At 69.4% G+C, this 12,473-nt stretch carries 11 protein-coding genes; all 11 read left to right on the forward strand.

The window, feature by feature from the left end:
• Window positions 1-229: 229 nt before the first annotated feature.
• Window positions 230-1,012: an IclR family transcriptional regulator gene (locus tag D474_RS27300; RefSeq protein ID WP_017611835.1), complete on the forward strand. Its 783-nt coding sequence runs from the start codon at window positions 230-232 to the stop codon at window positions 1,010-1,012.
• Window positions 1,013-1,206: 194 nt separating this feature from the next.
• The gene (locus D474_RS0101535; protein WP_026118080.1) at window positions 1,207-2,256 is read left to right on the forward strand and encodes an Ldh family oxidoreductase; all 1,050 of its coding nucleotides are present in this window, start codon (window positions 1,207-1,209) and stop codon (window positions 2,254-2,256) included.
• Window positions 2,257-2,298: 42 nt separating this feature from the next.
• Window positions 2,299-3,330: a TRAP transporter substrate-binding protein DctP gene (gene dctP / locus D474_RS0101540; protein WP_017611837.1), complete on the forward strand. Its 1,032-nt coding sequence runs from the start codon at window positions 2,299-2,301 to the stop codon at window positions 3,328-3,330.
• The gene (locus D474_RS0101545; protein ID WP_017611838.1) at window positions 3,330-3,878 is read left to right on the forward strand and encodes a TRAP transporter small permease; all 549 of its coding nucleotides are present in this window, start codon (window positions 3,330-3,332) and stop codon (window positions 3,876-3,878) included. The genes dctP and D474_RS0101545 overlap by 1 nt, the downstream gene beginning before the upstream one ends.
• Window position 3,879: 1 nt before the next feature.
• Window positions 3,880-5,160, forward strand: a complete 1,281-nt coding sequence (locus D474_RS0101550; RefSeq protein WP_017611839.1) for a TRAP transporter large permease — start codon at window positions 3,880-3,882, stop codon at window positions 5,158-5,160.
• Between the two features lie 35 nt (window positions 5,161-5,195).
• Window positions 5,196-6,524, forward strand: coding sequence for an enolase C-terminal domain-like protein (locus tag D474_RS0101555; protein WP_017611840.1), 1,329 nt, complete (start codon window positions 5,196-5,198; stop codon window positions 6,522-6,524).
• A complete protein-coding gene (locus D474_RS0101560; RefSeq protein ID WP_017611841.1) occupies window positions 6,521-7,954 on the forward strand; it encodes an aldehyde dehydrogenase (NADP(+)) in 1,434 nt (477 codons plus the stop codon). The genes D474_RS0101555 and D474_RS0101560 overlap by 4 nt, the downstream gene beginning before the upstream one ends.
• On the forward strand, window positions 7,951-9,150 hold the full coding sequence (locus D474_RS0101565; RefSeq protein ID WP_017611842.1) for a fumarylacetoacetate hydrolase family protein: 1,200 nt from the start codon (window positions 7,951-7,953) through the stop codon (window positions 9,148-9,150). The genes D474_RS0101560 and D474_RS0101565 overlap by 4 nt, the downstream gene beginning before the upstream one ends.
• A complete protein-coding gene (locus D474_RS0101570; RefSeq protein WP_017611843.1) occupies window positions 9,147-10,007 on the forward strand; it encodes a fumarylacetoacetate hydrolase family protein in 861 nt (286 codons plus the stop codon). Before D474_RS0101565 ends, D474_RS0101570 begins: the two co-directional genes overlap by 4 nt.
• 15 nt (window positions 10,008-10,022) lie before the next feature.
• Complete coding sequence (locus D474_RS0101575) at window positions 10,023-10,748, forward strand: SDR family NAD(P)-dependent oxidoreductase (protein ID WP_017611844.1); 726 nt, start codon at window positions 10,023-10,025, stop codon at window positions 10,746-10,748.
• Window positions 10,749-10,868: 120 nt separating this feature from the next.
• Window positions 10,869-11,615 (forward strand): GntR family transcriptional regulator, encoded by a 747-nt coding sequence (locus tag D474_RS0101580; protein WP_239646975.1) that lies wholly within the window; start codon window positions 10,869-10,871, stop codon window positions 11,613-11,615.
• The last annotated feature ends 858 nt before the right edge of the window (window positions 11,616-12,473 follow it).

Here is a 12,473-nt window from a genome sequence, read left to right on the forward strand (position 1 = left end):
TCAGAGGGGATGTTCGTTCAACATGCGGAACATCGATCAGCCAGAAGAATATAGTGACGCACAACACTCCGGCAAGGGATGTGGTGCACTCGAATACCGGCCGCCTCTACCCCCGGCGAGAGGGAACAACATGCCCCTGGGACGCCCAGGGCTCCGCTGGCCACACGTTTTCACCCCCGTTCTCCATGCTGAACGGCACGGTAAAGTGGAGGCGGAGGGAGAACACCACATGGACCAGAAGCGATCGCTGGCGCCGGCCGTGACCAGGGCCTCGGCCATCCTCGACGTACTCGCCGAGCAGCGCGGCCGAAGGATGGGAATCAGCGAACTCGCGCGCCGACTGGGTGTGGCCAAGTCATCGGTGTCCAACATCTGCAATGCCCTGGTGGACTCCGGTCTGCTGCGCCAGACCCCGGAGGGGTTCGGACTGGGCCAGAGGCTGGTCAGCCATGCCGAGGCATACCTGGCCAGTGTCGACATCGTCGACGAGTTCCAGGACGTGTGCCGCAGTGCGACGCTCGACGAGACGGTCCAGCTCGCCGTCCTGGACGACCTGCGCCTCGAGGTCGTCTACCTAGCCCGGCGCGACGGCCGCCAACCGGTCGTCCTCGTCTCGCAGATCGGCCGTTCGCTCCCCGCAACGACCACGGCCACCGGCAAGGCCATGCTCGCGGCACTCCCGGCAGACGAGCTCCGGGGCCAGCTGGAACGCAATGCCCCCTTGCCGCAGCTGACACCCAAGTCCATCACCGACCCGGTCGACCTGGAGCGCGAGCTGGCAGCCGTCCGCGAACAGGGCCATGCCGTCGACGACGGTGAGACCGCCGAAGGCCTGCTCTGTATCGCCATGGCGGTCCCCGGCCCCTCGCCCCGGCGTCCGGCCGCGGCCGTGAGCCTGACCGGCCTGGCCGCCCGCTACTCCCACAGGAGCCAGGACGAGGCGATCGAGCAGCTGCGTGCGCTGACCGATGAGCTGGGAACACGGATCGGGGGTCGCCCCCCGGACCCGTGAGCCCCCTGACGCCCCCGTCGGCCCCGACCCCGAAAGGTCGCACGACCTCGGGGCCGGAGCTGCCAACGGAACCCCGATCGCCCAGGCCCCGCACTCGCACGAGTGCGGGGCCTTCGTCGTGTACCCCCTTGCCGTGTGATCCATATGACATATACGATCCTTTGGATTCCTATAGGACATACGGAGGTAAACGGGTGGAAACGCGTTATTTTCCAGGAGATGCGCTCACTGCCTTCGGGACCACGGCACTGACCGCCGCCGGTCTCGAGCACGACGCAGCCGACCTCACGAGCAGGTCCCTTGTGTGGTCCGACCTCAGGGGAACCCACTCCCACGGGCTACTTCGCCTGCCTCTGTACGTCACCGCTCTGCGCTCCGGGGGGATCAATCCACGGCCGGTCCTGAGGTGGACACGAGAGAGCGGGGCCACGGCCGTCCTGGACGCCGACGGTGCCCTGGGCCAGGTGGCCATGAACGCAGCCGTCGAACGCGTGTCCCGCCTCGCCCGAGAGAACGGCGTAGGCGTTGTCTCAGTGCAGAACAGCACACACTACGGCGCAGGGATCCACTGGACGCACCAGCTGGCCGATGCCGGGTTCGCCGCCCTCGTGACCTCGACGACCGGACCCACCGTCACCCCGCACGGCGGCACGGAGACCGTACTGGGAACCAACCCGTTCACCGCCACCGCACCCAGCGCGGATGAAACCCACCTCACCGCGGACATGGCGACCAGCGCCGGGGCCTACGGAAAGGTCGTGGCCGCCCGCAACGAGAACCGGCAGATCCCGACCGGGTGGGCCGTCGACGCCGAGGGGCAGCCGACCACCGACCCCGAGGCGGCCCTGGGAGGAGCCCTCCTCCCCTTCGGCGCTGCGAAGGGGTCGGCCCTGTCCGTGCTGATCGAGGCGCTGTCAGCGTCGCTGACCACCGCGGCGTTCGCCCACCAGACCCAGGACATCTGGGTGGAGGAGTCCTCCCGCATGAACACGGGCCACCTGGTCATCGCACTCGACACCGGTGCCTTCACCGGACGCACCCACACCGAGAGCCGCGTACGTCATCTCCAGGAGCGGGTCCGGTCCTCCTCCAGGACGGGAACACGCGTGTACGCCCCCGGCGACATCGAGCACGAGACCGCCCGACGAGCCGGCGAGGACGTCACCCTGGCCGCATCGACCGTCGAGCTGCTCGACGCGCTCGCCGAAGACCTCGGGCTCTCCCCCCTGTCCACCTGCGTTTGAGGCCCCGACGTCTCTGACCTCCAGCCCCCATGGAGGATGCTCATGACCGCAAGCACACCAACCCCGCGTTCCCGCCGGCACCTCCCCCTCATCGCAGGGGGTACCGCCCTCGCGATGTCGCTCACCGCTTGCACCGCAGGTGAGCAGCAAGAGATCACCACCGTCTCCGGAACCGAGGAAACGATCCTCCGGGTCGCGCACGTCTACGAGGAACAACATCCCGTCGAAACCTGCGGCCTGGCAACGGTTCAGGACTCCCTGGCCGGGAGCGGTGTCTCCATCGAGACCTACCCGTCCGGGCAGCTGGGGACCGAGGCCGAGTCCCTCGAGCAGGTCGCCGACGGCAGCCTCGACGTCGCGATCGCGGGGCCGTCCTTCCTGGGCGCTTGGCACCGTCCCGCGGAACTCCTCGACGGTGCCTACTTCCTGGACGACATCGAGGACTTCATCGACAAGAGCGAGGACCCCGCCATCACCGGGTCCCTGACGGAACTGAGGGAGACCACCGCTCTCGACCCGGCCTCGCTCTGGTACTACGGCACGCGGCACATCACCTCCAACGAGCCGATCAACGGCCCGGAGGACCTCGCCGGCGTCAAGGTCCGAACCCCCGACGCCCAGCTCTACCTCGACAACATCGCCGCCATGGGCGGCACTGCGACCCCCATGGCTCTGGACGAGCTGTACATGGCGCTGCAGCAGGGCACCCTCGACGCCCAGGAGAACCCCGTTCCGACGATCGAATCGGCCAACCTGTTCGAGGTCCAGGAGTACATCAACCTCACCGGCCATATCGTCCAATCCGTCCACCTGGTGACCAACGACGCCGTCCACGACCGGCTGAGCGAGAAACAGCACGCCCACCTCGATGCGGCGATGGCCGACGGAGCCGAAGCCGTCCGCGAGTGCATTCAGACCCAAGAGGCCGAGACGCTGGAGCAGTGGCGGGCCGACGGCACCATCACGGTCAACGACGACGTCGACCGCGAAGCCTTCGCCGATCGGGTCCGCGAGCACCTTCCCGCACAGGTCTCCTGGGGTGAGCTCTACCTCGAAGCGCAGGGGAACCCGTGATGGCGGACACCAACGAACCTGCGGACGCTCCCGACCGTATGGAACGACGGAGCCGCGCCTATCGCACCGCGATCAACATCGAACGGGTCGGGCTCTGCGCCGTGCTCGTGGCCATGTTCGGTCTTTTGATCCTGCAGGTCATCACGCGCTACCTCTTCAACACCCCACTGTCCTGGACCGAGGAGACCGCGCGCTTCCTCCTGGTGTGGCTGACCTTTTTGGGAGCCGGGTACCTGATGTCACGCCGCCTGCACATCTCGGTGGACCTGCTCGTGGCCCGGATGGGCAGACAGGCCATGGTCGCGGTGGACATCCTCGCCACACTCGTCGCGCTCGTCACCTCGGTGGTGATGGCCACCGCCGGCGCAGCTCTGGCCCACACAACCGGGAACATCCTGACCCCGGCGACCGAGGTGCCCATGTGGCTCGTCCACGCCGCCGCAGTCGCCGGATTCACCCTGATCGCCCTGCACAGCCTCGCGAACATCGTGGTCAGCATGCGCCACCCCGAAGACGTGCCCGGTACCGCCGCCCAGGAAGGGGCGTGACATGACCCTTCTGTGGATGACCTTGGCGCTGCTCCTCCTGCTCGCCCTGCGCGTTCCGGTCGGCTTCGCGCTCCTGGTGCCGTCGCTGGTCTACGTGACGCTGGACCCGAGCGCCTCCCTGAGCATCGCCGTCCAGCAGACCATCTCGGGCGTGAACACCTTTCCCCTGCTGGCCGTACCGATGTTCATCCTGTTGGGAAACCTGGCCAACACCTCCGGAATGACCGATCGGGTGTACGCGGCCGCCCTCGCCTTCCTCGCCCACATCCGCGGCAGCCTCGGCTACGTCAACGTCGTCACGAGCTTCGGCTTCTCCTGGATGAGCGGCACGGCGATGGCTGACGCCGCTGCCATGGGCCGGGTACAGGTACCGGCGATGATCAAACGTGGGTATCCCGAACCGTTCACGATCGGCGTCACCGCGGCTTCCTCCCTCATCTCCCCGCTGATCCCCCCGAGTATCCCGGCGATCATCTACGCGACCACCGCCGGCGTCTCCGTCGGAGCGATGTTCGTCGCGGGTATCGCTCCGGCGATCCTTCTGGTGACAGCTCTGTGCCTGATGGTCTGGTGGCACACGCGCAAGAAGGACCACCTGCGCGAACCCAGGGCCGGCTGGGGCGTGCGCCTGCGGGCACTGCTGACCGCCCTGCCGGCCGCCGGGGCCGCCGTCATCATCCTCGGCGGCATCCTCGGCGGAGTGACCACCCCGACCGAGGCCTCCGCGGCCGGCGTTCTCTACCTGTTCACCGTCGCACTGATCAGCCGTGAGCTCACCAGACGCAAGATCCGCGACGTCCTGCTCCGGACGGTCGAGACCTCCGGGTCCGTCCTGATCATCATCGCGTCCGCGGCACTGTTCGGGTGGGTCCTGGCCCGGGAGCAGGCACCTCAAGCCGCAGCCGACCTCATGCTCGAGCTGACCGAAAGCCCGATCCTGTTCCTGGTCCTGGTCTGTCTGCTCCTGTTCGTCGTCGGCGCCGTCCTGGAACCGAGCGCGGCGATCCTCATCGTCGTCCCGGTCCTCGCCCCAGTCGCAGACAGCTACGGGATCGATCCTCTCCACTTCGCGGTCGTGGTGATCCTGAACCTCATCATCGGCCTGCTCACACCCCCGGTCGGTCTCATCCTGTTCATCCTGTCCGGGGTCACCGGAAGCCCCGTCTCGACCGTGATCAGAGGTGTCCTCCCCTTCTTCGTCCCGATGGCCTCCGTGCTTCTGCTCGTAGTGCTCGTTCCGGCCTTGAGCACCTGGCTACCGCAGGCCCTCGGTTTTCTCTGAGACCCGCACCGCCCACCGACCAGGGAGGCAAACCCTTGTCCCACATCTCCTCAGTCCGAGTACGCGACGTCCGTTTTCCCACGTCACGGCAGCTCGATGGCTCCGACGCCGTCAACGTGGCACCCGACTACTCCGCCGCTCACGTCACCGTCTCCACCTCCGAGGGCGAGAGCGGGCAGGCACTGGTCTTCACCTGCGGCCGCGGCAACGAGGTCGTGGCCGCGGCGATCCGCAGCTACGGAGCTCTGCTCACCGGCCGCGGCACCAACTCCCTCGTCCACGACCTGGGCCGGGCCTCGCGCCTGTTGGTACACGACGCCCAGCTGCGCTGGCTCGGCCCCGAGAAGGGGGTCTCCCACATGGCCTGTGGCGCCCTGGTCAACGCCCTGTGGGATCTGCGGGCCCGGCGCGAGAGCAAGCCGCTGTGGCTGCTGCTCAGCAGGATGGCGCCGGAGGAGCTCGTCGACACCGTCGACTTCACCCACATCCGCGACACCCTGACCCGGCAGGAGGCTCTGGATCTGCTCCGGGCCGGCCAGGAGGGCAAGGAGGAGCGGATCGCCGAACTGCGGCGGGAAGGGTACCCCGCCTACACCACCACCCCGGGGTGGCTCGGCTACAGCGACGAGAAGCTGGTGCGCCTGAGCCGGCAGGCAGTGGCCGACGGCTTCGGGATGATCAAACTCAAGGTGGGGGGCGACCCGGCCGACGACCACCGACGCCTGCGCCTGGCCCGGGAGGCGGTCGGCCCCGACGTGCGCATATCGATCGATGCCAACCAGCGCTGGGAGTCCGACGAGGCGGTCGAGCAGGTCCGCGCGCTGGCCGAGTTCGACCCCTGGTGGATCGAGGAGCCCACCAGTACCGACGATGTCCTCGGCCACGCCGACATCCGCCGCGGCGTCGGGCCGGTCAAGGTGGCCACGGGTGAGGCAGTGGCCAACCGGATTGTGTTCAAACAGTTGCTGAGGGCCGAAGCGATCGACGTGATGCAGATCGACGCGACCCGGGTGGCGGGGGTCAACGAGAACCTCGCCAACCTGCTCCTCGCCGCGAAGTTCGGTGTCCCGGTGTGCCCGCACGCCGGCGGGGTGGGCCTGTGCGAGCTCGTGCAGCACTTCTCCTTCTTCGACTACGCCGCCCTCAGCGGCTCTATGCAAGAGCGCACCATCGAGTTCGTCGACCATTTGCACGAACACTTCACCGACCCCGTACGGGTGGTCGGCGGAAGGTACGCGGCCCCCTCCGCCCCGGGCATCGGAGCGCGCATGCACGAGGACTCCCTGGCCACGTGGGAGTTCCCCGACGGGGACGGGTGGCGGCGAGACCGCAACGGCACACGACAGGAGGAGGTCACACGGTGACCAGGCAGATCGAAAACGCCGTGACACGGGCCCAGGAGGCCCTGGAACGAACCCGCAGCGCCTCCCCGGCGGAGGTCGAGCAGTGGCTGGAAGCCGCCGCCGCTGCCCTGGAGGCCCACGCCGAAGAGCTGGTCCTCCTGGCCGCGGAGGAGACCCACCTGCCCGAGGGGAGGCTTCGCGGTGAACTCACGCGCACCGTCTTCCAGCTCCGGTTGCTGGGGGCGGAGACCGCCTCCGGCCGGCACCTCGACGCCACCGTCGACCACGCCGACGACGCCTGGCCCATGGGCCCCCGACCGGATCTGCGCCGTGTCAACGTCCCTTTGGGGGTTGTCGGGGTCTTCGGGGCCTCCAACTTCCCCTTCGCCTTCAGTGTGATGGGCGGGGACAGCGCATCCGCGCTCGCGGCCGGCTGCCCGGTCGTGCACAAGGTGCACGAGGCACACGAGCGGCTCGGAATGCGTACGGCCGATGTCATCACCAAGGCCCTGGAGGCGGCCTCGGCCCCGGAAGGTCTCTTCACCGCCGTGACCGGGCGAGAGTCCGGGACAGCTCTGGTGAACCACCCGGCGGTCGCGGCGATCGGGTTCACCGGTTCGGCGCGAGTGGGCCGGTTGCTCTTCGATCAGGCGTGTGCGCGTCCCGAGCCGATTCCGTTCTTCGGCGAGCTCGGCAGCACCAACCCGGCGTTCGTGACCGAGCGGGCCTGGGCCTCCCGCCGTGAGGAGATCCTGCGGGGGTACGCGGGATCGGTGACCCTGGGCATGGGCCAGTTCTGCACCAACCCCGGCCTGCTGTTCGTCCCGGCGCTGGACCAGGAGGCCCGGAAAGTCCTCTCGGCGGAGCTCTCCGAGGCCCCGCGGTTCCCGATGCTCACGGACCGCCTCGCTGCCGACTTCGGGGAAACGCTGGACGCAGTCGCCGGTGGGGAAGGGGTCGAGACGGTGTTGACCGGGGAGCCGGGCCGCTCCCCCGGCCCGACGATCCTGACCACCACAGCGGAGCACGTGCACCGAAAGCCCGGGCTGCTGGGCGAGGAACTCTTCGGCCCGGCCGGACTCGTCGTGGAGTACGGCACCGAGGACCGGTTGGGCTCGCTGGCCGCCCTCGTGGGCGGGCAACTGACCGCGACAATCCACAGCGAGACGGACGAGGACCCTGGCCCACTCGTGCGCTTGCTCGAGGCTCGCGCCGGACGTGTGCTCATGAACGGATGGCCGACCGGGGTGACGGTGAGCCACGCCCAACAGCACGGTGGCCCCTACCCGGCGACCACTGCGCCGGGCACCACCTCGGTGGGAACCGCCGCCGTGCGCCGCTTCCTGCGCCCGGTCGCCTACCAGTCCTTCCCCGACGCCCAACTCCCGCCCGCGCTTCAGGAGGACAACCCCTGGCGCATCCCCCGGCGGACCGACGGAGGTGCATCATGACCGCCCCGGTACCCCTGCTCCCCGAGGACGCCGACCGGGCCACCCTGGTCGGTCGTGTGTGGGACCCCGAGACCGGCGGTCCGCGCCCGGTGCTCGTGCGCGGCGAGCAGGTCCACGACCTCTTCTCCCTGGCACCGACGGTCTCTGCGCTCCTGGAGTCGGAGGATGCTCTGCGCCGGCTCCAGGACGTGCGGGGCCGTCCGCGCTGGAACCTGGCCGAGCTGGCCGCGGCGCCCGACGAACCGGGAGCCGCCCGGCTGCTGGCCCCGGTCGACCTCCAGGTCGTCAAGGCGTGCGGGGTGACCTTCGCCGACAGCATGGTCGAACGTGTCATCGAGGAACGGTGCGCCGGGGACCCGGCCCGGGCCGAGCAGGTGCGCGCCACCGTCACCGCGGCCGTCGGCAGCGCGGTGGGCGGGGTCGAACCCGGCTCCGAGCAGGCCCGGGCGGTCAAGGAGGTGCTGGTCGAACGGGGCCTGTGGTCGCAGTACCTGGAGGTGGGACTGGGCCCGGACCCGGAGGTGTTCACCAAGGCTCCGGTGCTGGCGTCGGTCGGGTACGGGGCGCGGGTGGGGATTCCGGCGTTCTCGCAGTGGAACAACCCCGAACCCGAGCTCGTGCTGGCCGTCGACCCCCGGGGCCGTCCGCGGGGCTGCACGCTGGGCAACGACGTCAACCTCCGCGACGTGGAGGGTCGCAGTGCGCTGCTGCTGGGCATGGCCAAGGACAACAACGCCTCCAGTGCCCTGGGGCCTCTGCTGCGCCTGTTCGACGACACCTTCACGTTGGACTCGGTGCGCGAGGAGCGGGTGCGGCTCCGTGTGGAGGGCGCCCAGGACGGGTTCACGCTGGAGGGCGAGAACCACGTCGGCCGGCTGAGCCGTTCCTTCGAGCAGCTGGTCTCCGCCACATCCGGCGCCCACCACCAGTACCCCGACGGGTTCGTGCTGTACACCGGCACCCTCTTCGCGCCCACCCGCGACCGGGACCGCCCCGGCGAGGGGTTCACCCACAAGGACGGCGACCGGGTCACCATCAGCAGCCCGCACCTGGGGAGCCTGCGCAACACCGTCGGCTCCGCCGAAGAGCTGCCGAGGTGGGAGTTCGGGGTCGGGTCCCTGTTCTCCTACCTTTCCGAACAGCGACCCACGGCGCGCCCGCGCGGCGCACACCGACACGTGGAGGTCCGACCGTGAAACTCATGCGGGTGGGCGCGCCCGGTGCCGAACGGCCCGTGGTGCGCACCGACGGCGGCACCGGCCCGGGCCGCACCTTCGACCTGCGGGCTCTGACCGACCGGATCGACGGCCCCTTCCTGGTCTCGGGCGGCCTCGAACGCACAAGGCGGGCGCTGGAGTCCGGCTCCCTGCCCGAGACCGACTGCGCCGGCGAACGTGTGGGCGCACCGGTGGAGCGTCCCTCCGCGGTGGTGTGCATCGGCATGAACTACGCCGCGCACGCAGCCGAGTCGGGGGCCGAGCCCCCCGCCTCGCCGGTGGTCTTCCTCAAGACCCCGAACACCGTCACCGGTCCCTACGACACCGGGCGGATCCCGCCCGGCTCGCGCGCCACCGACTGGGAAGTCGAGCTGGGGGTGGTGATGGGCCGCCACACCTCCTACCTGGAGGGACCGTGGCAGAGCCGCGACCACGTGGCCGGTTACGTACTCGCCAACGATCTGTCCGAGCGCACCTTCCAGCTGCAGGATTCGGGCGGGCAGTGGTCCAAGGGCAAGTGCGCCCCGGGGTTCACGCCACTGGGCCCCTGGCTCGTTCCGGCCGACGAGATGGACCCCGGGCGGTTGTCGTTGCGCAGCTGGGTCAACGGTGAGCCGCGCCAGGACTCCACGACCGCGGACATGGTCTTCGGGGTGGACGTTCTCGTGCACCACCTGAGCCGGTACATGGCGTTGGAACCGGGCGACGTCGTGCTGACCGGGACCCCGGAGGGGGTGGCGTTGTCGGGACGGTTCCCGTACCTGGGCGCCGGCGACGTGGTCGAGACCGAGGTCTCGGGGCTGGGCCGTCAACGGCAACGTTTCGAGCAGGGCTGAGAGGAAGGCGAGGAGATGGGCGACGAACTGCGGGGACTCACCGCACTGGTCACGGGCGGTGCATCGGGGATCGGTGCGGCCACGGCCGAACTGCTCGCGGCCGAGGGGGCGCGGGTGGCCGTGCTCGACACCGCACCGGAAGGGGCCGACCCGCGCCATCTGGTGCTGCGGTGCGACGTCACCGACGACGCCGCGGTGCGCGGGGCCGTCGACCGCGCGGCGCGCGAGCTCGGCGGGGTCGACGTCGTGGTCAACAACGCGGCCGTGGGTGCACAAGGCACCGTGGAGGGCAACGACGACACCGAGTGGCGGGCCGTGATCGACGTGAACGTACTCGGGGCCGTCCGAATGAGCCGGGCGGCCCTGCNCACTTGTTCCATCGCCGCTACCGCCGGACTTCCCGCGCGAGCGCTGTACTCGGCCACCAAGGGCGCGGTCCTGGCGCTGACCCGGAGCATGGCCGCCGACCACCTGGCCGAGGGCATCCGGGTCAACTGCGTCAGCCCCGGCACGGTCGACACCCCGTGGGTGGGACGGCTGCTGGATGCGGCCCCGGCCCCCGAGGCGGAGCGCGGGGCGTTGGAGGCGCGACAACCCCACGGCCGTCTGGTGCACCCGCAGGAGGTAGCGGCAGCCATCGCCCATCTGGCCTCGCCCCGGTCGGGGTCGACGACAGGGGTCTCCCTGCCCGTGGACGGCGGGATGCAGGGGCTGCGGACGCGTCCGCCGACCCGCTCCTGAACCGAGGGCTGGGCAAGCCCTGCCACGGGGACGAGCCGCTCCTGAGCCGTGAACGGGGCGGCCCCGCCGATACACTCGCTCAACGGCATGCAGACGGTTCTACGGCGGGGGGCCGGGGNGATGACCCGGTCGGAGGACGAGGCCCCCCGTGGCAGGAGGAGTACCGAAGAAGTCTACGACCGGCTCCGCACGCTGATACTGGAGAATCAGATCGCCCCTGGAGTGCGCCTCAACATCGATGCCATCGCGCGGGATTTCGGTGTCTCCCAGACACCTATCCGCGAGGCAATCCGGCAGCTGGAGGGCGACCAATTGGTGGTGAAGTCGCCGGGCAAGGGTTACCGCACCACGTCACTGCTGGACCTGGGGCAGCTGCGAGACCTCTTCGAGTTCCGGCTTCTGGTGGAGGTCTGGGCGGCGCGTACTGCAGCAGTGAACCGATTGAGCAACCCGGCGCGGATGGTCGGGGAAGAGATCACGGATTTCGAGTCGTCCATGGTCGGTTCCGGCGACATCCGCCATGAACTAGTCCTCCATGACGTGCGCTTCCACGGCCACATTCTGGCGGCGCTCGGCAACGAGGTCATCCGCAAGGCATACGAACAGACCCACAGCCACCTGCACACATTTCGGTTGTACCCCGCCGACACCGACGGCCGCACCACGGTGTCCGAGCACAGACGGATCCGCGACGCGATCGAGCGCTGTGACCCCGGCGGTGCGGAGGAGGCCATGCGCGACCACCTGACGGCGGCCTTCGACCGCTTCGCGCAGGCCTTCGAGGAGCACGGGCCGCAGCCGCGGAGCGCAGCGGTGCCGCGGATGTACCCCGTGGATGCCACTCCCGCAGCACCGCAGGGGTGGTGACCCAGGCACGGGTCCGGGACGGGGCGGCGGTGACGCGCGTGTTCGACCGCAGGTGCCTTGTGGTGAGCGTGCCGGAGGCGATAGGACAGTAGCGGTTACGGCGGGTGGCGAGGTTCGGGTCTTGTGGATGGGTCTGGGGTGAGGGTGGACCAGGGCTCGGATGGGGCCTGTGGTTGGAGTGAGGACCTACGGCTGGAGTGGGAGCCTACGGCTGGAGTGGGTGGTGTTCGTCGTCGGGTCGAGCGTAGCCCGGCCGGGGCCTCCCGCAACCCGCGTCGGCGCCACCCCCTGTTCGTTGGTCTGGGTGGGGGTGTGTCGGAGTTCTGCGGGGTTGGGGCCGGCGCCTCGGGGTGTGCGGTCCGCCCCTTTCCCGGGCTGGACCGCTCTCGCCGACGAACACCCTCCGGCCCGCCCCGCAACCGAAAAGGTGTGGGGTCCAAAAGCAGACCCCCTGGGGTGGCCCCATTGCGACCAACGCTTGCGGCGTGCGGACGGCGGCTCGCTCCTGCGGAGGCAACGGCACGCCCCGCGCACTCCCGGCGGAGCATTGAGGCCAGGGTGGCAGGCGTGTGAGTGTGCGGTGGTCCGGCGGGGCCTTGCTGCCCGAGCCGGGGTGGCCGCGCACCGTTTCGGAGATTCTCCCGCCGGGGCGAGTGGGACGTGGCCGTACTTTCTCCTGCTCCAGAATATCCCGGAAAACCATCGCCGTGGAGTTATCCACAGGACCATTTCCTGTGGTGAACAGGGCGCCCGTAATTCAACCATGAGTAGGGTCGCTTGGCCGGAACGGGTAAGGGTTCTGTGACCTTTCGGATACTCCCCTTTTCCGGGGTTTCCCGCTTATTGTTGAATCATGGC

This window comes from Nocardiopsis salina YIM 90010, assembly GCF_000341025.1.
Classification (GTDB): domain Bacteria; phylum Actinomycetota; class Actinomycetes; order Streptosporangiales; family Streptosporangiaceae; genus Nocardiopsis; species Nocardiopsis salina.

Coding starts and splice junctions, on each gene's coding strand:
- D474_RS27300 (WP_017611835.1), top strand. CDS start 230: ATGGACCAGAAGCGATCGCTGGCGCCGGCCGTGACCAGGGCCTCGGCC.
- dctP (WP_017611837.1), top strand. CDS start 2,299: ATGACCGCAAGCACACCAACCCCGCGTTCCCGCCGGCACCTCCCCCTC.
- D474_RS0101545 (WP_017611838.1), top strand. CDS start 3,330: ATGGCGGACACCAACGAACCTGCGGACGCTCCCGACCGTATGGAACGA.
- D474_RS0101550 (WP_017611839.1), top strand. CDS start 3,880: ATGACCCTTCTGTGGATGACCTTGGCGCTGCTCCTCCTGCTCGCCCTG.
- D474_RS0101565 (WP_017611842.1), top strand. CDS start 7,951: ATGACCGCCCCGGTACCCCTGCTCCCCGAGGACGCCGACCGGGCCACC.
- D474_RS0101580 (WP_239646975.1), top strand. CDS start 10,869: ATGACCCGGTCGGAGGACGAGGCCCCCCGTGGCAGGAGGAGTACCGAA.